Below are 22,275 nucleotides of genomic sequence, written 5' to 3' on the forward strand. Positions count from 1 at the left end.
TCATGTTCAGACATCTCCGTTCATTTAGCAGTGATTCCTCACATTTTGCCGAATTCTTCAGGTGCAAATCATTTGCCAAGGGCCTTAAACATGTTTTTCTTATAGTCCTCTACCCCCCCCTGGTCAAAGGGATTTACTTTAAGCATTTTTCCGGACAAGTAGACCGCAAACATAAACATATAAAACATCTGACCGAAATAATATTCATCTAATTTCGGTATCGTCAATTTCATGCAAGGAATCCCGCCCTTATCGTGAGCATCGAAAGTCGATTGCAAGGCAATTTTATTGATATTCCAAAGATCATTACCCTCCAAATAATCGAAGTAATCTTTTTTGTCATCACCGGCTATGATAAGACTGCTGTCTCTCTCGGTAACATCAAGAAAGGTTTCAAAGATCATTCTTCTACCCTCCTGCACAAACTGCCCGATTGAATGCAAATCTTCAGAGAAGTTTCCGACGACAGGATATACTCCCTTGCCGTCTTTGCCTTCGCTCTCAGCTAGCATCTGTATCCACCATCTGCTGAAGTAGTAAAACCTCGGCTCAAAAAACGACATCATCTCCAAACGATAATCCTTTTGTTGCAATAAATTACGATACGCCGCATAGCGAAAGGCTATGTTTTCTTCAGCCGGCTCGACCGAAAGGCGCTCTCTCATTTCCTTTGCTCCCTGTACCAGCTTAGCAATGTCAATACCGGCAACAGCCATGGGATAGAGCCCGACATCACACAGCGCGGAATACCTGCCGCCTATATTCTCCGGGAAGGTAAAGAAAGTATACCCGTTATCAAGGGCCAATTGATACAGAGAGCTACCTTTTGTCCCTGTCACCGCGATCCTACCGGCAGCCCCGCTACCATAGCGTTTCTCGAGATATTGACGCAGCACTCTGAAGCTAACACCTGGCTCTATAGTTTCGAAATTTTTTGCAATCGCATCTATATAAACAGATTTGCCCTCCAAAGCTTTAAGCAATTTATTCATATAATCTGCAGAGAGGTTATTACCCGCGTAGAGTATCTCAGGTGCATTCTCCTGCGGCAGAGCCGAGATAGCTGCCCTCGCCGCCTGATTTGAGCCACCGACGCCAATCAGTACAAAGACATCCGCATCGTTCCGTACTTCGTTCGCCTTATCCTGAATTCTTTTTAGGGCAACCTCTCCTGCCCATTCATCGATATCAAGCCAGCCAAGGCTATTTTCGTAGATTTTTTCTTTTGAAAGAGCTTCATCTAAGTAATGCGTGTGTTTTTGGGTAAAGTTCTCTATCGCGTCCAAGTTTAATAATTTTGACTGGTCACCCAAAGAAATTTCTATTTTCTTCATGACATACGGCCTCCACCATTTTATATTTAAATAAGTTTCGCTTACCTACCCTATCCGCAGTTAACCAAATATCAATAACATCAAGCCAAACACAGCCATTGACTGATAGACGGCTTTTTTAATCGTATTAATGGAGAACTTCTTGAATAGATACATGCCCGCAAAAATGCCTAGTACCAAGCCGCCCGTGGCAGCGAGGCTGAATTTGGCAATGTCTAAGCTAAAGTTACCCATTGCCAAATGCATACCCAGCACACTGATCGAGCTCAAGGAGAAGTAAAACTGGATAGTTGCGTTATACTCAAGCTTGTCATCGGTGGACGACAGGAAATAGACAACCATAGGTGGACCACCAACGTTAAAGAGTCCGTTAAGTATCCCGCTAATTGCTCCTGCAAGCAAGCCTTTTGCAGGGGTCGGCTTTATTTTGATTCTTTCACTGAATAAGAAGAAGTAAAGCGACATCAGAAACAATACTCCTCCAAGCGCTCTGCGTAAAATAGCGTCGCCACTTGACACTAGAAGAAAAACACCCAAAGTCCCCGTTATAAAGGATGAAATCGTGGGAAATATCAGCATCTTGAGGTTAATATGTTTTCGCAATTTGATGGATATGTAAATAACCATCAAAAACGCTGAAAAAACTTCAACTGCCGCCGCAACTTTAAACGGAATGAAAAATGGCCAAAGCGCCATGCAGACAATTGCAAAGCCAAAACCTGTCGATGTTTGCAACATGCTGCCGAGAAACGCAATAATCCCAACCCACAAATAAGTCATTTACTCTCCTCAATATCTGCTATATATCTCTATCACAAAGCATCCATTAATCTATAGTTGCTGTGAATAATATCAACCATGGTTGTGACCTTCATTGACATGATTGTACATTTCATCTTTCATCATGAGGTGTACTGCACCCATCGTAAATGTCTTAGGCAGAGCCAGAATATTGGGGTTCGGCCCGACATATTTCTTTTTTGCATCCTCAATGGCTTCCTCAAAGGTGGCTCTTGTTTTCATGCCAATTCCTCTGGCATAGCCTGGTTCCTGCGCACCGACGATATAAATTGCCGAGGTATTCATCTCTGCTATATGACCACAGCTAATCATTGAGAAGGCGTGAAACGGATGGAAGCCGTATGAATAGCGGTATTTCCTGATATATTCCTCATTGGTAGCAAAATACTCGCCATATTTCGCAAGATCAGGTAAAACATTGTTATAGTTATGCTGCAGCAGGTCGTAAACTTCGTGATAACCCGGGAATTCCTCATCATGAAAATAGCCGTTGCAGATCGATGAACAGATGATTACGCATTGATCGCTGAGAATCCTTTTATGCCTTATAATCTGCGCGGAAATAGCCTGCATTATAAAGATAGGATTCGTGCCCATTCCGTTACCGTAGTGGAAAGATTGCGGCATACCAAAGACAACCACGTCATACTTTTTCTCTGCCCAAGGGACATATGTTCGCTCATCGGCGATTTTCCAGGAGATGGGCTCCATTTCCTTTGCATAGCCGCTGTAAACCGCAATCTGACGTGAATACGTGTCAAGCACGGCGTCACAGCAGAAAAACTTTTTGCCCATGCATTTCTCCATGTGCATACCTATTTCGTCAAATTTTGAACGCATCAGGGAATGGGTGCTGACCGGTGTAAAATCTTTTCGGTGCATTACGTCTGGCACATGATGAGAGGAAATAGAGCGCCAGTGAGTGATGCCTGTGGCGCAGTGTTTATAGCCGCCTGAATATCCGCCGTAGGGGTTTCCCTGAACATGTCCGATTAATATCGCCAAATCAGATTCAAAGACCCTCTTATTCATCAGAACCGGATCGCCGCGCTTCGTTGTACCGAGATCGACCATATTTTCGCGGTCCTCGCTGTCGTGATTGGTAATCTGATGTGTGTACCAAAAACTGTTAAATATCTCTTCGCCCAGAAGGCTCTTAATTTCGGTTTCGGTATTTTTACGATGCAGGCCATTAGAACATATAAGATGGATGTCCTCTTTTTGGACGCCGGATTCGTATAAGTGCTCTAATATCAATTTAATGGAGACTTTGCGGTGAGCAGTGGGTTGTGTCCCGCCTTTTACCCTGTCGGGAAAAATGATGACAACCTTTGATCCCTCTTTAACAAGCGTAGAGATTGGCGCCATTCCTATCGGATTAAGCAGAGATTCCTTGGTTGCTGCGTAAACGTCCTCTAAATAGGGTGGATCCTTTACTGTTTCATTGGGTATAAAAATATCGGTGTTGTCGGGCAGATTTGCTGACATCATTCCCTGTCCGTATTCAAATTCCAATTTCATAGTTATCATCCATTCCGCCGTTTGCATTCGGCATAAATTTAAGAGAGATATATATCAATAATGGTTTTAAAATCTGCAGCAAAGAAACCAATCTCACCAGTAAAACGAGTAAGAGCAACCAAGCCGCCGTCTATGGAGGGTACGTTTGATATCGTGGCCGCGTTTTTTTCATTTAATCCGCCGCCATAGATAACAGGGATATCTATATCCAGTATTTTTTGAACTTCATCCTTAATTAAACGTGAAACAAATGAGATATATTCGCCGTCGGGCGGTGTTTTTCCGGGACCGATCGCCCATATCGGCTCATACCCTATCACAATTTGCTGTCTAGAGAGATGCATCCGCACCTGATCCAACCCGCGTTTTAGTTGACCTGCAAGGATTTCCGAGGTGCGCTTTTTCTGCTCGTCCGGGCTACCGTTTCCACGTTCTTCTGCGGTTTCACCGACGCAAAGCAGTATATTCATTCCTTGCTCAAGAGCTGCCAGTACCTCCTGGTTGACCAAACTGTCTACCGCTACTGCCGCACGTTTTTTCAGGTTCTCGTTTTTATCTAAGTCCGGCTCAAATGCTGCAATAACTCCTTTCTTATCGCGTCTTTCCTCAGAGTGCGCTATCATGGACCATCTGCACCCCAACTGGTAGGCGCTAGCAGCAGGGAAACTAGACGTAAAGGCTCCGAAATTTCCGCCTATGACAATATTCTGCCGAAAAACGCTTTGGCAGCCAATTTGAATACATTTTCTCAAGTCTTCATCATACTCTGCAAGCTTTTCCTGTGCCGGAATAATCAGTGCTTCCGGTACCAAATATACAACTTGCAGTTCGTCCAACGTGCCGACTCCAAGCTTTACAGTCTCAGCTAGTATCCCTTCAATCCAGAGCTTAGGGCTTTCATACGGACAAAGACCGCCTTTTGCGCGAGAGACTTCAAAACGTTTAAGGTTGACAAACAAGTGTGTCATCACCATCTACACTCCCTCTCGTTATTACCCATCCAGTCTTGCAAATTGCAAGAGAGGACCCCCGATTAGGGGACGGCACCAATCCAAAAAATCACACGTTACGCCGTAACCATTTTCGGCAATGAATTCCTTCGGCATTTCTTTCTCATGGAGCATTACTTGCTCAATAGGAATCTCCCTTGTTTTTATTTTGTAAGGGTTGGTACTCAGACGCTCAAACCCAATCATTATGCCTGTTTTGCCCTCAACCGACGCTTTACAGGCCGCAGCTCCGGCTAGTATTGCCTCATACCTATCAACTGGAGATTGATTCAAAATTGATGACCGTCCGGCAATTCCCGGCTTTTCGCTTCGCGCCTTTATACCGAGTTTTTTGACGACAAGTTCAGCAAGATGTTCCCCGACATTACCGAAATAAATGGAACGCCCAATCTGAAAAATAGGCTTTATTATGGTTGAGCCGTCCTCATTTTTTAGCCCTTCACTGGCAACGATTACAACGCATCCGTTTTTTTTGTATATTGACTCTACTTCCGATAGGAATTTTTCTTCATTGAACGCAACTTCCGGAAGGCATATCATGTCAGGACCATAGGCTTTTTCAGATTTTGCCAAAGCCGCCGCCGCGGTTATCCAGCCAGTATTTCTTCCCATCGACTCGACGATACTGACATGTATTGGCAAAGAGTGAACATCTTCCGAAATCTCTGCTACTGTCTGTGCGATATACCGAGCCGCACTGCCAAAACCGGGACAATGATCCGTAATTGACAAATCGTTATCGACGGTTTTTGGAATACCGATGACTGTAATGCCTTCTTTTAAAGCGGCTTGATAAAGTTTACCGCAGGTATCCATCGATCCGTTTCCGCCGTTAAATAAAACGTATTTTATAGCGTTTTGCTTAAATACCTCAATCATAGCCTTGTAATCACTAGACTCAAGAGGTGTTCTGGAGGTTCCAATGACAGAGGCCGGAGTTTGTTTTAACAATTCCAACGTCTTAGGCTGCATTTTTGAAAAATCGTAGAAATTGCCCGACAATATTCCCCCCGTACCGCCTTGAGCTCCGTATACCGCGCCTATTTCGGGATGATTTTGTCCTTCTTTTATTACACCATACAGAGACGAATTAATTACAGCGGTCGGTCCGCCTCCATGTACAATCAACAAATTACCTTTCAAGACATGCTCTCCCCTAATCACGTTTTATATTATTGCTTATAGTCCGTTCTTATATCTCTGGGCCATTTCTTCAAGAGTTACACATTCCACCAGATCCGCCTTGCCCACCGAGCCAAACTCGACGATCAATGTTCCCACTGCCTCTTTGACACCGCGTTCTATACAATCAACGACTTTGGCGACATCATCATTCGGAATTATTCCTTTCATCATCGTATCCATAATCGGTACAAGGAAAATACGCGGATCAAATTTAGACTTGTTGGCCTCGAGCAGTTGATAAATCTGCCCAACGGATGCGCTTGTACGTAGTTCCGGATTAAAACTAAAGAGTTCTTTTAAATTTCTGGTGACCGCAAGACGGATGTCCGTATCAACATTAATTTTTCCTATGCCGCACGGTATCACAGCTTTGAGCTCCTCAATAGGTACACCATGCGTGTCTGTTAACTCACCGCCCAGATTGTTGATCTTGTCAACGATATATTTGGGCACTGTTGAGGAGCCATGAGATACCAGCACGCCAAATATGTGCTCATGTAGCAGACATTCTCTGGCAGCAATCGCAATCTCCTTACGAAGTTTAACATTCTTCCCTTTTGACGCGCCATGCATTGTGCCATAGGAAATTGCCAGACAATCAGCACCCGTTTTTTTCAGGAACTCCACAACCTTACTGGGATTAGTATAAGTCGAGTCCTCCGAAAACACATGATCCTCCACCCCTGCCAGTACCCCAAGTTCCCCTTCAACCGTTACACCCAGATTATGTGCATACTTAACCACTTCACGCGTGAGTTCAACATTTTTGTCAAATGAAAGTGATGAGCCGTCAATCATGACGGAAGTGTACCCATTATCAATAGCGACCTTACAGGAATCAAAGTCTTTACCGTGATCAAGATGAAGGACAATTGGTATTCTAGAATTCGCGCCGTATTTTATAACGGCGTCGGCAATATTTTTCGCACCAATTTTTTTATCCTCAAGCGTGGCATTTAAAAAATCTGTTCGCCCGCCCATAAACCCGTTCGCGAGGTCAGCACCCTGCAAAATAGCAGCCGAACAAAACATCTCATGAACTTCTATTGCCGCTTTTGCCTGTGCCACAGAATTAACGTTAAAAGCGCCCTGGGCAAAGGAGTATTTTTTTGTGGCCTCTAATAGTGGCCTTAAAGGTACAATCGGCATTATGAAATCTTCCTTTCGAAATTTAGTTGATTAACGTCTTATTTTCAAACACCACTCTGCCGCCGACTACCGTAGTATCGATTCGGAGAAATTCATCAAGCAACACGAAATCAGCGTCTTTACCTACCATAACTGAGCCTTTATGGCTGTCAATCCGCAGTAGTGATGCTGGATTAGCTGTAAGCAGCATGATAACCTCTTCTAAATTTCTACCGGTATAGTCGACCAGATTTCTAAGAGCAACCGAAGTTGTGAGCGTACTTCCCGCACGCGTGCCGTCGCTTATTAGTTTTGCGTCCCCACCTGTAACTTTTACACTGCTCGCTCCAAGATTATAGAGCCCATCCGGCATCCCGGCCGCCATAATACTGTCAGTAACTGCTATTACTTTGTCAATTCCCTTCGTTTTCAGTAGCAACCTGATAATTCCCGGATGAAGATGTATCCCATCACAAATTGCTTCACAAAAAACATCCATCTCCAACACTGCGCCGCATATACCCGGTGAATGATGATGCAATAAGCTCATCGCGTTAAAAGTATGTGTTGCGCTCGCCGCGCCGTTGCGAATACAATGTCTCGCAGTGTCGTAATCTGCTCCGGAGTGACCAATTGAGACGATCACGCCACGCCCCGATACTTCCTTGATAAACTCAGGCGCACCGTCCACTTCGGGTGAGACCGTAATATATTTAATCAAGCCTTTAGCTGCCTTCTGATAGTTATCAAATAGAGAACTATCTGCTTTGCGTAGCAAAGCCCCCTGCATTGATCCTTTATAGTCGCTGCTAAGAAAGGGTCCCTCCAGATGAATCCCCAAAATCTGAGCTCCATCGTTAGCTTCTTCCATTGCTTGGCGAATCTGTCCTATACACCAGGTTGTTTGTTCATAGGTATCAGTTACGATCGATGCAAGCCATCCGGTTGTACCCTGTGCAGCAAAAAAACGGCTAAGTTTAAGGAGATCCGCAGTCGTAGCATTATTAACGTCTACTCCATATCCTCCATGAGTATGAATATCTATAAAACCGGGGACGATCTTTTTGTCCGAAGCATTCAATACATTACACGTCTTACAATCTGAATCGATCCGCGCTAAACTTGTTATTTTTCCGTTTTTGACCAGAATATTGACTTTTTCAAATCGACCGTCGACTAAAACTTCCCCATTTTCAATTAGGAGATCCTCCAAACCTTACACCACCTCGATATAAATCTATCTTTTGATTATTTTTTATAATTTAGAAGCCATTAGTGGCTACGTTCTCAGTGATGCTCAGCGAAATATCGTTATGGCCTTGCAGCAAAGCAACTGGAAATGAGGCCGTTGGCTCGCCATGACAAGCTTTCCTCACGACCGAGCGGTGCCAGTTCCGAAAACAATATAGGCGTATCTTCCTGGCACGGGATATCTCGTACATGCCAACAGTTATGCAGTAATGCGGCATCTCATCAACCGCGCCATTAAGGCTGTCGATAGAGTTAACCGCTCTAGTTTCCCTGGATATTTCAAGGGTTCTTGTTTTTAATTGCAGAAACTCTTCACAGGACATATCATCCGACGGTTCATTAAAGGCTACATGCCCTGTAATACCGATTCCACCGAAAACCACATCAACTCCTCCAATCTTCTCTATGAGTTTAGGCAGAGCTGCGGGATCCTTAGGGTCAGGAAACACCCTCTGATTTTCCGGCATAATCAGCTCGCTATTAATTTTCGAATAGACTTCTTTATCCATAAAACCACGAAAACTTAAACGGTCATTCATATCTATCCAATCCAGGTTATCATTAAGATATTCATCCATATTGATAAACCAGGTATTTTTTAGACTTATATTTCTGCTGTTTACCATCTCGACCAGATAGGGATACTGCCCAACAGGCCCGACAGGGCAAATTAGGACTGTCCTCTTACCCTGGAGATTATTAGTTTCAATTTCTCTGAGGATTTCCTCTGCCATTAAACTAAAAACCGCCTCATTATCAATCAGGATACGCACTGGTATTTTGGGGTTCATTAGCAGCTCATTTTTTGTAAGCTCATAATATTTTTTTTGCAATAGTAACGCCTCTCTCTATCCTTGTTAGCTCAAAACAAATGCTCTATGTTTAAATCCCGAATCATTTTGACAATTTCTTTCGTTCTGGTACATCCAAATTTCCGAAGCATACTTTTTATCTGGGTCTTTATGGTGACAAGCTCAACACATCGAATTAAAGCAATTTCATTTGCATTATTACCCTGAAGCAATAGCTTCACCAATTCCCTCTCAGTCGATGTGAGTTGCGACACATTATTTATAAAAAAAAGCAAACTGCGCTCTGAGCGCCGCAGCCTTGAATATTCCTTTAGAATCTTTTCGTGAATAATTCCTTCCATGATGGGTGTTCCTATATAGGCACGGCGTATGTGTTCAAGAATATCCGCTTCATTACGACCTTTTACCACGTAATCAACCGCACCCGTACCTATTGCGGTAAAAATCATAGTTTCTGTCTCATGGGCAGTTAGAAATATTACTTTTTGTTCTGTCTTTACTTGTCGTATTTTTTCAGTCGCGATAATACCTGCATTCAAAGTCTCCATCTCTATATCCATTAGAATAATATCGCAGTCGGTCTTCATCGAAAGCTCGTATATTTCGGTCCCACTGCCGGCCATACCCACAACAACCATATCCGGTTGAGAACCTAAGAATTCTCCCAAATCCTCACGTAATAATTGAAAATCTTCCGCTATCATAATTTTGATTTTCTCTGACATAGTTCTACCAGCCTTCCGATAAAAATCTTTGCGCCAGTAATTCACAATTACATATGAGTGGTCTTATTGTATCTAGGCAGCATAATAAAAAAGCTGGTTCCTTCATTTTGGATGCTCTCCAAACGCAGCACTCCTAAATGACTTTTGACAATTTGCTCTACATAATACAGACCCATTCCCCAGTTATAGTTCGTGTTTTTACTCGTATAAAAGGGCTCGAAAATCTTCTTGCGAAGTTTTTTGGGTATACCAGTGCCGTTATCCTTTATCTCCATTACGGTATAAAGCCGTTCATTATGAACAATCAACTCAACCTGACCTGTGCTCTCTCTGCCGGCTGCCATGATCGCATCCTGAGCGTTCAGTAGTAAGTTGCACACCGCTTCGCTCAATTGATCGACATCCGCAAGCACTGTCGCGTTAACTTCTATATTCACTGAGACAGAAGTTTCCGGATATTTTTGATTAAACTGTTTCATTGCCATATCTACGATTTTATCAACTGTAATTGACGTTAGTTTAATATAGCTTGCTTTTATGCTTCGGTATAGCTCTTCCATCCGACTTAGCATATCCTCATTCATTTGCCCCATCATATCTGTATAACGTTTAAGCGACTTAAGATCGGGATTATCCTCTTCAAATAACAGATTAATTTTTTTGCACACTACCCTTGCTGAAAGAAGTTGGTTTTTAACACTGTGGACGAAAACTGAAATTCCCCGGCTGGCCGTATCATATTTCTTTTGTAAAGAGATATCCTCGTGCCCGTCCTGATAATTCATCTGTGTGTAACTTATGAGTTTCCAAAAACCCAGCGTCACGAATACTATCGTTGCGACCGTAAGTAGGATCCATTCAAAGAGTGTCAACGAAGGATTTGCATAAGACAGGTACTGGGGCCAATCATAATAAACATTGTACAACTGATAGACTTGAATAGGATCCTGAAAGCAATAGAGACCAAATAAGAGCGCTATGCTGATATGTGAAATTATTATGTATCTGAATTGTCTGCTGCAATAAACCATAGTAATACCGATATACTCATAAACGAGCAGAAAAATCGAAAGCGAAATGTATAGAACAATCCATATGAGCGCGGATTCCATCAATACATTCTGAAAGTAAAATCTATTGCGCGCTACCACATAGAAAACAGGAGGATAATAGAGTATAAGAAATAATGCAGTGGGAATTACGCAAAGATAATTCAGAATCCTTCTATACCGCCTGACAAAATGTATCATGGAATAATTCATCGCAATAAACAATAAAAATGTCGGGAATAAATATCGGCCAAGAGCAATTAGATAGCCCAGTTTGTCCAGAGTGATATTCAAGTATTGCAGCCAAATCTTGATAACAGGCGACATAAAGAGAAATACTTCCTGAGCGTCAGACAGCCCACCAATTTTTGCGGTATAAATAATAATACCGGAGAACATCGCGATCAAACTTCCGTGAAGCCCGAAAAGAAGAAGCGAATTCTCATCGTGTTTTACAATAACAAGCATGATGGCAAGAACGGCAAGAACAAGCAATATAATACACAACATAATCCCGTCTCCATAAGAGTATTTTATATATATGATAACACCTAAAGAGAATAAGATATAATCAAAAACCTGTACCATTATGTAAAGAGGGTATAAAGCAGTACTTTATACCCTCTTTAACTGCATTAACCTAACCTTTGTTTAAAATTGCAGCCTTATTTATTATTAGCTTCATATGCTGCTTTCATATTATCGTAGAGCACATAATTATCAACATTGACTGCTGCCGGCAATTGCTTATTCGTGACAAACAGAGCTTGCTGATTCTCGTAGATCTTCTTTAATGTGCCATCTTTTACGCTGTCATAAACGTATTTAGAGGTAAGCCAGTTGCCTTCGCCTTCACCCAGCTCTATTAAAGCTGGATCCTGCTTAATCTGAGCTGCAACCCAGTCGGCTACTGTTTTAATATTTTCCGGTTTTGATCTGTAATCCATAGCCTTAAAGAGTGCTGAGGTGAAATGAATGAGAAGATCTTTATTCTTAGATGCATAGGTCGGAGTTACAACAAAACTTGACGGAAACTGCATCTGGTCTTTATAGGTGTTGTTATCGGCAAGTGTGACGACTTTATCACCCATTTTTTGCTTAACTGTTATGGTTGAAGGAGACCAGATGGCGACAGCGTCAACATTACCAGTTACCATAGCGGTAACCGCAGCGGACGGATCCATCTGAACCACCTTTACGTCCTTTTCGGTCATACCAACTGAGGCCAGCGCAAGGTCAAGAATAACCTGACTTGAGGTTCCAAGAGACGTTCCGATTGTTTTGCCTTTAAGATCTGAAATTGTGTTAATTCCCTTATCTTTGTTACCCATTACTGCATCGGCGAGGCTTGTATCGTCGATCGTGATAATATTCGCCTGCCCTTTTGCGGCGAGAGTGTGAGCACCATGACCGATTTGGGAAACATCGATATTTCCGCTACCCATGGCAGCAATCTCATCAGGGCCTTTTGCAAATTGCACGAGCTCGACATCAATGCCTTCCTGTTTGAAGTAGCCCATTTTTATTGCAGTGACTAAAGTACTGGCGCTGCCCATATTAGGCATATAAGCTACTCTCATTTTAGTAAGTTTTTCTGGCTGTGACGATGAGGTGCTGCTGCCTGCGTTACCCGTGCTACACCCTGCAAGCAGGCCAGTTGCTAGAACAATAGATAATGCGATGCCTAAGAACTTCTTCATAAATTCTCACTTCCCCTTTTCTCTTTTTTTAATTTTAATGCATTTACGCATCGAAATTCATAATATTATTAATTATTTCCTGACTTCCAAATACTCCTGATAAACCTGACTCCAAATATAGTTTTTTAAGTCAAGAAACTCCTTCGTCATTTTTGTTTCTTGTGTACGTGGATATGGGATATTGACATCCACTATTTCCTTAACACGTCCGGGACGGGCGCTCATTATGACGACCCTTTGCGACAAAATAATTGCTTCATCTACGTCGTGCGTAATAAAGAAACAGGTCTTTTTCTCTTTTTCCCAGGTTTCCAGCAGTTCCGATTGCAGCTGCGTACGTGTCTGAGCATCTAAGGCACCGAAAGGCTCGTCCAATAATAAAACTTCAGGATTAACAGCATACGCCCTGGCAATAGCAACACGTTGTTTCATTCCACCGGATAACTCTTTAGGATAGCTTTCCGCAAATTCTCTAAGATCCACCATATCAAGATAACGATTAGTAATCTCAGTAATCTCTTGCTTTTTAAGTTTTTTCAGTTTTAAACCGAACTCAACATTTTTACGAACTGTCAGCCAAGGAAAAAGCGCATATTGTTGAAAAACGACACCACGCTCGATTCCAGTGCCGACAACCTCCTTATTATCGACATATACTTTACCGGATGTCGGGTTTCCTAGACCGGCTATAATATTTAATAGAGTAGATTTTCCGCATCCCGAAGGCCCAACCACGCAAACAAACTCATTTTCCATAATATCAAAACTTACGCCGTTAAGCGCAACTACTTCACCATTTCGTCCGTCATATATTTTTTTAACATTATCAATTTTTACCTTTACAGTACATGAGTTTCCTGCCATCCGGTTAGTCTCCTCTCAAGGAATTTCATCATTTTTTCGAATATCAAGCCGATTATACCGATGAATACAATTCCCAACAACACGACAGCCATATCAAAATATTGACCTGCGGCCATTATCATCATGCCAAGGCCTCTTGAGGCGCCTGTCATTTCTGCCGCAACAAGTGTCGTTAGGGCTGCCGATAAACCTAAACGCATACCAACCAGAATGAACGGTGTTGAAGCGGGAACAACGACCTTTAAAAATATGTCTCTATTTGTAGCTCCAAGTATTCTTGCAGCTTTTATCAAGGTTTCATCCACATTGCGTACACCCTGGTAGATAGTGACAACCATGACAAGGAAAGTGGCAATAAAAATTACGACTACTTTTGCCCTTTCATCCACACCCACGCCTGCAATAATTAGTGGTATATAGGCAATTGGTGGAATGTTTCTTACGAACTGAATCCAGGGCTCAACCAAATTTTTAAATATTTTGTACCAGCCCATCAAAAATGCCACAGGAATCGCCACGATAAAGCCTAAAACAAATCCGGCTAGTACTCTAAATAAGCTAATTCCAATGTTATCCCACATAACCCCTATTTTTACTTCTTTGAAAAATGCCTCTACAACCTGTCCCGGCGAAGCAAACACCATCGCCGTTTTTGGCATAACCGCCAGCAGTTTCCAAAATGCAAACGCGAGCAAAATTGAAATTACAAGCCATACAAAGTCAGGAATGCCACTTCGTTTCTTGGCGAAGCCTTTCTGCTTTACTTCCATATTACCCTATCCCCTTTTCTCATCATGCTGAATAATATTACAAATTCGCCCCGAAACTGAGATTAAAACACCTGTGAAAATAATCAAAAAGATTAGCCTTTTCGCGCAGAAAAGAATTAGTGACTTATTTCAGATTCCTGCATTCCAATCATATTAATTCCATTATAAATAGATTAATACATCAATTCACATAATTACAGTATGAACTTTTATCATACTATACAGGCAGGCCAAGCAAGCAATCTCCACATATAAGCTAGCCAAAAACACCCCTTGAGCTTCAATCACCTGCTGGTAATGGGATGAAATTCAAGACACTGCACTATTAGTCCACAATAGATTATGGTAATTTTTCACTGAGTAACTGTTATACAAAGGAAATTACTGGTATAATATTCTTAGGAATGGTGGCAACTATGATTTTTGATACTTAACCCTTGGATTTTAATGGAGTTCTACCCTTTGCAAACTAAACATTATGTAATTGACTCAATTATAGCTTCAAACGAGCACTCCGAAGAGTGCTCGTTTGAAGTTATAATTAGTTTGCTATTGCGTCCCGCAGTCTCAGTACTCATCCTTTATAGCTGCCTTCTCATCTAGGATCGCTTTTTGTATTACCTTTTGAGATTTCATTAGCGTTTCTGACAATCTCTACATAGTTTAATAGCTCTTCCTCAAGGTATTCCCCAATAAGAGAAACCATCTCTGATGGATCTTCCCCGTTTGTGTGATAACTTGTGAAGCAATCATAGTATCGCTTACGATCATGAAATTTTATGTTAATGGGAGGATAACCCTCCTTCATCAACTCAAGGTTTAAAAGCAAGCGTCCGGTTCTGCCGTTGCCGTCAATAAATGGGTGTATGGCTTCAAATCCCAGATGAAATTGTGACACACGTTCAACCACATGAGGCAAGGACATTTCCTGGTATTTTAAAATAAGCTGTTCCATTCGCGCAGGCAATAGATATGGCTGTGGCGGCGTATGAACAGCTCCCATAATAGTTACAGGCACACGTCTGTATACTCCTCTATCCTCACGGTTGTCCATCAGAACCAGGCTGTGAATATCTTTGATGACCTTTCCGGATAGCGGAACTTTTTTCTGTACCAATTCCTCAACATAGTGATACGCGTCCTTATTGCCTACTGCCTCTAAATGGTCTTTCAGTGGCTTTTTATCTATGGTTATTCCCTCTTTGATGATTAAGGCAGTTTCCTGCAAGGTAAGCGTATTGCCCTCTATAGCATTCGAATTATACGTGAAATTAATCAATAATATCCTAGCACGATCAGTTAAATATTACCAGTTTAATTATTCCGACCCTTTTTCTTTTCGAGCCTTTTTTTGACGTTCTTGATACATCTCCTGAATCCAAAGGCTTACAGGTGCCTTCCACTTTCACTTTTACTGGGTATGTTTTTGATCAGACTTCTTGGATTCAATCCCATCTCTTTAGCCATTTTCATTGTTTCTTCGTTCAGTCTGCATTTCTTTTTGGCTTCAGCCCATTCTACATCCAATGATTGGCAAGATCCAGATCATCCCGATGGAGAAAAGATTTTAATATGCAACAGTTGCAATGGTCTAATAGCAGTAATAGATGAAAAGTAGTCAAAGCAATTTAATACTTTATATTAATCCTGAGAGTTTCTCATTCAACCTATAAAAAAACATTCTATGAAAAAGTAGGTTCAATAAGTCAAAGTCCTTATTTGAATTTGCCTTCTCATAATTATAAAGAGCGTCATACTCTAAGTTATCGTTTGTAATCCCTGCGACAAGTCTTCGATTAACTTCTTCTTTAATTAATTTTTTATCTTTTAAGAATTGCTTTTCATTGTCTAATTCTTCTTTGAGTTCTCTTCGTTTTTCTATATTAGCTGTTCTTTTACCATTACCGAGTGACATGAACATTGCCCCCTGTTCTGAAATAACTTGAAGTATTATTAATTTTATGCTTTCCTTACTAATAAAGCAATATTCTCACGCCCGAACGAGGGCGATCTGTTACCCTAGTGTATAGGGAATTGCACCAGGGGCAGTCAACACGAATATAGGTGCTACTATAACCGTTCCCAATGAATTTGGCATGGCAAAAGCAATGGCAGGTATCAACTTAAACCCCCGAGCGGGTGAATCCGAAGAAATCGCTAAAGTTGCGTTATTTTTAGCCTCCGATGATTCGAGTTTTATTAATGGCACAGTCATCCCTGCAGATGCAGGCTGGACTGCATACTAACCCACGATATTCTTAATTTACGTGTGGTTTGGAGAAGAATGATTCTTATAGGATAGACTTCATGATTAGCAAGAAGTTTTCATTGCCTGAAATATTCACAAATTCTTGACAAATTCTTAAAATGTTCTCCTCGCAAATTGGGCACTCTAAGGAACGTTCCAGTTAACGAAAGTACAAGGAGGAGTGCAAATGTTGAAAAAGTTTGCTGTAAGTTTTCTAACCGTAGCTTTTCTGGCGTTAAGTGCTGCAACGAGCTTAGCTGCTCCGGATCCTGCAAAACTTGATGAGCTCAAAGCGTTGAACCAACAAATGTTTACGCTAAAAAAGCAAATGGTGGACAAGCAATTGGACGCAGGACTCCTGGATCAAGAGAAGGCTACCAAGATTAAAACCTTCATCGAAGAGCGTCAAAAGCAGATGGAAGCAGACTTTGCTAAAGGGCAATACACTGGTTTTGGGAAGAAACAGGGTCAGGGCTTTAACAAAGGGTGTAAACGCCAGGCTCCGGATACTCCCAAAACGAGCCCTTCTCCAAGTAACACGTAATCTTACAGATTATCAACTGGAACTAGCCACAGTCCCCCAACTCATCGAGTTGGGGGACTCTAAGTCTAGCCATGGGGACGTTTTGTTTGGCATGCGTTACTTAATCTTATTGATTATTTCTCTTCCAATGTTAAGTATTCCAGACACTCATCCTCATTGCGTTCTTTCATAAACATCTCAAACTGTCTAATGTCTTTAAAGAAACCTAAAGTAAATGTAAGATCGATCAATGTATCACTATCGCCATGCGTGGCGCACCAAGAGAAAAAGGAACCTCTCGCGAAGTTCCTCTAATTCTTACTCGGTGGATCTTGTCGTTCCCCAGAGAGTAGGTATCACACTGGATGATATCGAACATAACTCTAATACCCGTATTGATCAGGTGCCTCCCCCCGCTTGCTTACAATCTTAGGACTGAGAGGCAACGGTTTATCTGAGTTTATTTCCTCAACTTCCACCTTAAACTCCCATTCATCGCCATAATCAAAGAGGTAGAGGAATGTTTTCCCCGGGTATAATCCCAATTCCCCAATCTTGACTTCATCAGCGTTGGCCCCTTCTTCATCAAGCGGTGAATCATAACGGTCATATGACCATTTCTTATTATCCATAAAAAAGCTATAGAGATGATCATCGTCAAAATCAAACGCCTCTTGTATTGCTAAATGCAATTGATGAAGAGTATGTTTAGCCGCCATTTCGATTTTTCGCCATATCCCCCGACTTAAGGACACTTTAATTAAGTAGGTGCCTTCCATAAAATCCTGATCTTCTCGGGGTAGGGTACGTATTAGTTCACCCGGCGCAACCAAAGAGACAAATTTCTCATAAAACGGTTCTCCCATACTTTCTTGCCGTGCTCTAGCCAATTCAGCAAAACCCTGCGGTTTCTTGCCCATACTCCGGATTACATGTTCCAGTCCATCAAGGATATCTTGAGATGTCAAGCCATCCTTTCGAATGTTCACTTGATTCCAGTCCAGGTAGTCCCGGTAATTAAACAAAATTGGTGCTAAACTCACTCCAAACTCCGTTGGGGTTAGGGTTGTAGCCTCGATTTTACGCCGAGAAAAGTTCAGAGCCTCTTCATCTTGGGTAAACTGCCAAAAGCCAAAATACGTGAAGTACCAAAGAAAATATCCCCAATCCCATAAGTTGTGCCACGGAGACGCTGAATCCTTAACCTTTAACGTTTTCCCCGCTTTACAATGAGCTAACTCTTGCCAAATAGAGGAAATGAGGCGCTCATTTGGGATACGTCCATAAGTTGCTTTTTGCAGAGCTCCCCAATCAGCATCGATCCAAAGTGTCTCTAGAAGATAGAAGTACTGCTCGGTCATTGTCAAGTTCAAGTATTCTTCGTAGCGTTCTGAAACCTGTAGAAGAAATCTCCCTCCCTTACCTGGTAACATAACAGCCAATTTACCTGCTAAAGCTAAATGATAAAACATATGCAATAGGGGATATGAGCCCTGATCAAGCTTAGGGTTAGCATCTTCCATTTTAAAGCTCACGAGTTGATTCAACTCCCATAATCGCTCCTTAGACATATACTGGTTTTTAGGAGACAATACGGGTTCCTCCTGCTTCAGGCTATCCATGAACCTCTGAAAGTCCTGCAATATAGGAGTGGGATAGGTTGCCGTGATCCGAAACATGTTTTCTTCTCCTTATAATCAAAATATACTCTAGCGAGGATTGTTGTCCCTCTGAACTATATTATAACAGTAACAATAACCTTACCTTAAAATTCCTATAAAGTTGTATCCCTAATTTTCTTTTCTTGATACTTTTTAAGCCCGGCACTTCGCAGCTTGCAAGCGGGACATTCGCCACAGCCCGTCCCCATAATGCCGTTATAACACGTTAATGTGTTTTGCTTAATATACTCCAATCTGCCTAATTGAAGGTGATTGCTTCTACTCTTTCAAATTTTTTCATTGCCCAGCACAAACAGGTAGTGCTATTCTGTCCGCCACTGAATACGACCAATGCTGACTGATTCAGTGTATTTTTCCTGCCCTTCCTACCTAACCAAATTCCTCCATGTAAGACGATGATCGATCCCTAAGTTTATAATTATATCACAACATTGTTATACATAACCACCTATAGATAGTGAACTCGTCCAGCTAAAGCTGGACATCGAGTCTTCGGTGGGGGACTCTACCCCCACCAATCAAAAAAAGGAACACCCACTTATAGAAGTGGGTGTCTTAACGGTTAGATCTAGGAAGCTTAGTGCGATTGTATATGGATGCCAAGGATTTAATTGGCGGAACGACAATAAATGATGGCTTAAAAGTATGTTCCGCCGAGTAGTTGAACCGTTATAATTCCTCAGTTACCAAATCAAAGCCTTCAAGCGTGGCCGAATCATCAATCCGAATCATCAAATATCGTATACCATCCTTGGTTACTTGCTTAACATTTTTTAGATCTTGTGGGCCGATCGTGATCGCCGCTGTGTTATTATCAATTTTAATCGACTTCGTTCCATAATTAGGGGTAATACTCGATGCTTTAAACTCGTAGTTTTCTGCACCCACAACACCCAGAAACGAGGATCTTAACTTATCTCCGGTATTTATTCCACTATTTTCTAAAATTCTCTCCATATCTTTCAAACCTATCAAAGACACTTCTCCACTTTCAGCCTCTGCGTCAAGCCGGCGACCAAGTTCCTCATAAATGTTTGAAACAACTTCAGGCTCAATTTCTGCTCCTACAACATCTCGGACGACTTCTAAGAAACGCTCTTTATCAGCCTTCGCAGTTGATTTAAATTCACAATCGAGAATATTTTCTACAAACAAGGGATTGGGCTTGTTTTCTTTTTGGGTATAATAAACAACCTTATCAGTCTCTGCTGCATCTTCACTAAACGCTGGAAACATAAAACCTTCAAAAGGAGCCTCTGTATTAATAATCACATTCATAGGAACACTTGTTTTGAACTCTCTTTCTTCAAAATCAAATTTAAGCGACTTTTTAGGAATAATAATAGGACAAATACTACCTATAAAAAATCCCAAGGTATAGGCTTTTTCATCATCAAGCTCGTTATTTTCCTTTCTAGCTGATTTATAAACCTCTCCCCGTATAAAGCTGATCATAAAATCCATCTCATAAATCTCACAGGTCTCTTCCAGGATTTTATTCACAATAGTTAATGTCGTTTCTCTAAAATCCTCTGTGCGCAAAGTATCCAACATATGTTTTTGAGTTGTATTTTCGCCCAGTTTATTGTCTTTGAACTCTAACTCAAAAATTTTAGAATCAATCTTTCCTGACAATATCTTTTTGAAGCCTTTTAAATACAATTCTTTTCTTTCTTCATCCATCATATCAAAATGCAATTTTTCTGAACAAAGGATGTCCTTGCTTTCTTGTTTGATATAATAACTGCAAATTTCTCGCAGTTTCAATTTTGAGTTGTTTATTTTAAGTTCTCTGCGAATACTGGAAATATCTTCCTTATTCATGTATTTATCTCCCTTTATAAAAAAATTTCAGCTTGTTTAAGCCAGAAACCCGCTGACAGGTAATTCGAGCAGTCTACAAATTCTACGTTACACATACAATATTCGTCATCTTCCCGTCATTTCCTCTTAAGATAGCTTAAATAGTCCTAGAAAGAGCAAAAATGACCAGACCGTTCTCCAGGTACCCACAAATAGTAACGAACATGCTGATAATTCAGCATGGGTATAATGCCAAATGAAGCCATTAACTTGATTCATAGAATAGCATTTTTTATGTAGGTATATTCCACAGGAGTTAAGTATTACCCCGCTATCTTTCACGTTGTAAAAGCTAATCTAGCGAACTATGATCCCTAATCTGAGCTGATTTAGGATCATTAACATCCATGATTTTCACCTTCGTTAAGTCAGTATCACAATAAGGACATAGCCAAGTTCTGTACTTACTAGCGCTATATGAGACTTTACCACATTTGCTACACTTTTTCATGAACAAAATAGCTCTCCTCCTGCTTCCCTATCTGAGCTTAGTATAGCAATAGTCATCGACAAAAATTTGTTTCTTTGAGTAGCCTCAGCAATTATACTAAAGATAAAAAAGTGTTTATAATAGAGGGGAATTTCAATAATGAAGGGGGTACTGTTTTTGAGCACAGTGTCGATAATGGATGCAAGTTATAAAGACTGTCACGAGGCTATTGAAAAGATATTCCACCTGTTCCCTTTAGACTTAGAAGGGAAAAAAGTAGTTATTAAACCTAACGTTCTGCGTAGCGCAACCCCTGAAGAGGGTGTAACGACCCACCCGTCGGTGTTAAAAGCCGTCATAAATGAAGTGGTCAAGCGCCGTCCGGCTTCGCTCATTGTAGGCGATAACCCTGGAGTTTTTTCCTACGGCATGAATGAAAAGGCCTTTAAGGACACGGGCTTAATGGAAGTGGCCGGTAAATATTATCGTAACCTAGGCGTGGAAACTGTACAGATGAAAATTAATTCTCCATATATTGAAAATGCCCTAGTATCTCGGGCGATTATTGATGCCGACGTATATATCAGTGTGCCAAAGTTTAAAACCCACGGGCTCACCGGATTATCTTGCGCCATCAAAAATAATTTTGGGCTTTTAGCCGGTGCTCTGAAGGCACAAACCCATAAAAATGCGGGCAACCCCTTCAACTTTGCCGAAGCACTGGTAGAAGTATTTTCCATCAGGGTTCCAGATCTGGTAATAGTGGACGGTGTTCTGGCTATGGAGGGTAACGGCCCTGCATCTAAAGATTTAATTAACCTTAGTAAGATCATGGCCAGTGATGACCCTGTGGCCTTAGACAGTGTTGTCGCCTACATGATGGGCTTTCCTGAACTTCCCCGCACCATTGAGTTAGCAGCTGCCAGAGGATACGGTATCAGTGAGCTTTCAAGGATAACTATTAATGGTAAACTCGAAGTCATACCAGGCTTCAAACTTCCGCAAACGGATCGGCGCGCTAGTACGATCATGGATTCTATTACTGCAGTAAGGCCTAGGGTAAATAATGAATTATGCACTCTCTGTGAAACCTGTATAGAGCATTGCCCCAATGGTGCTTTAACGATGGAGGAATACCCGGTTGTAAGCCCTGAACTGTGCATTACTTGTTTTTGCTGTCAGGAGCTTTGCCCGCAAAAGGCAATCGAATTAAAATAATGCATCGAGACGGACATTGTCACCGTGAGCCCTCACCACTTTGATCACGATTCTGTCCATGTACTTCCAAGAAAGCCTTAAATCACCGACGGAGAAGGCCTGCACAACTTTTCCAGTCTGTCGATTCAGGGCACCGCAACATTCCATGATTCCGTACAAGG

Annotated in this window: 21 protein-coding genes and 1 pseudogene; 3 read left to right on the forward strand and 19 right to left on the reverse strand. The window is 41.6% G+C overall.

Translation table 11 applies throughout. The features are described 5' to 3' along the window. Positions 1-68: 68 nt before the first annotated feature. The 15 genes and pseudogenes from DSOL_RS14000 to DSOL_RS14070 all read right to left on the reverse strand — a co-directional run. Positions 69-1,334, reverse strand: a complete 1,266-nt coding sequence (locus DSOL_RS14000) for a glucose-6-phosphate isomerase (protein ID WP_075365455.1) — start codon at positions 1,332-1,334, stop codon at positions 69-71. Positions 1,335-1,394: 60 nt separating this feature from the next. Beyond that, entirely contained in the window at positions 1,395-2,114 is a 720-nt protein-coding gene (locus DSOL_RS14005; RefSeq protein WP_075365456.1) for a sulfite exporter TauE/SafE family protein, read from the reverse strand. A gap of 72 nt (positions 2,115-2,186) precedes the next feature. Next, positions 2,187-3,656, reverse strand: coding sequence for a lactate racemase domain-containing protein (locus DSOL_RS14010; RefSeq protein WP_075365457.1), 1,470 nt, complete (start codon positions 3,654-3,656; stop codon positions 2,187-2,189). Between the two features lie 38 nt (positions 3,657-3,694). Next, complete coding sequence (locus DSOL_RS14015; RefSeq protein ID WP_235838826.1) at positions 3,695-4,630, reverse strand: triose-phosphate isomerase; 936 nt, start codon at positions 4,628-4,630, stop codon at positions 3,695-3,697. 18 nt (positions 4,631-4,648) lie between these two features. Next, on the reverse strand, positions 4,649-5,809 hold the full coding sequence (locus DSOL_RS14020) for a diphosphate--fructose-6-phosphate 1-phosphotransferase (protein WP_075365458.1): 1,161 nt from the start codon (positions 5,807-5,809) through the stop codon (positions 4,649-4,651). A 36-nt stretch (positions 5,810-5,845) separates the two neighbouring features. Further along, entirely contained in the window at positions 5,846-7,000 is a 1,155-nt protein-coding gene (locus tag DSOL_RS14025; RefSeq protein ID WP_075365459.1) for a class II fructose-bisphosphate aldolase, read from the reverse strand. A gap of 22 nt (positions 7,001-7,022) precedes the next feature. Then, positions 7,023-8,192 (reverse strand): N-acetylglucosamine-6-phosphate deacetylase, encoded by a 1,170-nt coding sequence (nagA, locus tag DSOL_RS14030; protein ID WP_075365460.1) that lies wholly within the window; start codon positions 8,190-8,192, stop codon positions 7,023-7,025. A gap of 49 nt (positions 8,193-8,241) precedes the next feature. After that, entirely contained in the window at positions 8,242-9,063 is an 822-nt protein-coding gene (locus DSOL_RS14035) for a sugar phosphate isomerase family (protein WP_139314477.1), read from the reverse strand. Between the two features lie 29 nt (positions 9,064-9,092). Beyond that, complete coding sequence (locus DSOL_RS14040; protein WP_075365461.1) at positions 9,093-9,767, reverse strand: response regulator transcription factor; 675 nt, start codon at positions 9,765-9,767, stop codon at positions 9,093-9,095. A 47-nt stretch (positions 9,768-9,814) separates the two neighbouring features. Next, positions 9,815-11,326 (reverse strand): sensor histidine kinase, encoded by a 1,512-nt coding sequence (locus DSOL_RS14045; protein WP_075365491.1) that lies wholly within the window; start codon positions 11,324-11,326, stop codon positions 9,815-9,817. Between the two features lie 155 nt (positions 11,327-11,481). Beyond that, positions 11,482-12,516, reverse strand: coding sequence for an ABC transporter substrate-binding protein (locus DSOL_RS14050; protein ID WP_075365462.1), 1,035 nt, complete (start codon positions 12,514-12,516; stop codon positions 11,482-11,484). Between the two features lie 72 nt (positions 12,517-12,588). Then, positions 12,589-13,380, reverse strand: coding sequence for an ABC transporter ATP-binding protein (locus DSOL_RS14055; RefSeq protein ID WP_075365463.1), 792 nt, complete (start codon positions 13,378-13,380; stop codon positions 12,589-12,591). Next, positions 13,356-14,150, reverse strand: a complete 795-nt coding sequence (locus tag DSOL_RS14060; protein WP_075365464.1) for an ABC transporter permease — start codon at positions 14,148-14,150, stop codon at positions 13,356-13,358. The genes DSOL_RS14055 and DSOL_RS14060 overlap by 25 nt, the downstream gene beginning before the upstream one ends. 595 nt (positions 14,151-14,745) lie before the next feature. After that, positions 14,746-15,429 (reverse strand): Fic family protein, encoded by a 684-nt coding sequence (locus DSOL_RS14065; protein ID WP_345788391.1) that lies wholly within the window; start codon positions 15,427-15,429, stop codon positions 14,746-14,748. Positions 15,430-15,798: 369 nt separating this feature from the next. After that, positions 15,799-16,065, reverse strand: a pseudogene (locus tag DSOL_RS14070) (DUF2695 domain-containing protein); the annotation flags it as partial. A 157-nt stretch (positions 16,066-16,222) separates the two neighbouring features. On the opposite strand from DSOL_RS14070, the gene DSOL_RS14075 reads away from it, so the two are divergent. Together DSOL_RS14075 and DSOL_RS14080 are read left to right on the forward strand one after the other, a co-directional pair. After that, positions 16,223-16,396 (forward strand): SDR family oxidoreductase, encoded by a 174-nt coding sequence (locus DSOL_RS14075; RefSeq protein ID WP_235838829.1) that lies wholly within the window; start codon positions 16,223-16,225, stop codon positions 16,394-16,396. A 189-nt stretch (positions 16,397-16,585) separates the two neighbouring features. Next, positions 16,586-16,942: a DUF2680 domain-containing protein gene (locus DSOL_RS14080; protein WP_075365466.1), complete on the forward strand. Its 357-nt coding sequence runs from the start codon at positions 16,586-16,588 to the stop codon at positions 16,940-16,942. Positions 16,943-17,304: 362 nt separating this feature from the next. Here DSOL_RS14080 and DSOL_RS14085 read toward each other — a convergent pair whose 3' ends face one another. The 4 genes from DSOL_RS14085 to DSOL_RS14100 form a co-directional block, all read right to left on the reverse strand. Continuing rightward, positions 17,305-18,600 (reverse strand): IS1096 element passenger TnpR family protein, encoded by a 1,296-nt coding sequence (locus DSOL_RS14085; protein WP_075365467.1) that lies wholly within the window; start codon positions 18,598-18,600, stop codon positions 17,305-17,307. 95 nt (positions 18,601-18,695) lie between these two features. Continuing rightward, positions 18,696-18,791: a hypothetical protein gene (locus DSOL_RS14090; protein ID WP_427854409.1), complete on the reverse strand. Its 96-nt coding sequence runs from the start codon at positions 18,789-18,791 to the stop codon at positions 18,696-18,698. A 50-nt stretch (positions 18,792-18,841) separates the two neighbouring features. Continuing rightward, the gene (locus tag DSOL_RS30060) at positions 18,842-18,934 is read right to left on the reverse strand and encodes a 7-cyano-7-deazaguanine synthase (protein ID WP_207649632.1); all 93 of its coding nucleotides are present in this window, start codon (positions 18,932-18,934) and stop codon (positions 18,842-18,844) included. A 338-nt stretch (positions 18,935-19,272) separates the two neighbouring features. Beyond that, a complete protein-coding gene (locus DSOL_RS14100) occupies positions 19,273-20,427 on the reverse strand; it encodes a DUF4317 family protein (RefSeq protein ID WP_075365468.1) in 1,155 nt (384 codons plus the stop codon). A 655-nt stretch (positions 20,428-21,082) separates the two neighbouring features. Here DSOL_RS14100 and DSOL_RS14105 point away from each other — a divergent pair. Continuing rightward, positions 21,083-22,114, forward strand: coding sequence for a DUF362 domain-containing protein (locus DSOL_RS14105; protein ID WP_235838830.1), 1,032 nt, complete (start codon positions 21,083-21,085; stop codon positions 22,112-22,114). The last annotated feature ends 161 nt before the right edge of the window (positions 22,115-22,275 follow it).

Origin of the sequence: Desulfosporosinus metallidurans (assembly GCF_001936615.1) — a bacterium.
In the GTDB taxonomy this organism is placed as follows: Bacteria; Bacillota; Desulfitobacteriia; order Desulfitobacteriales; family Desulfitobacteriaceae; genus Desulfosporosinus; species Desulfosporosinus metallidurans.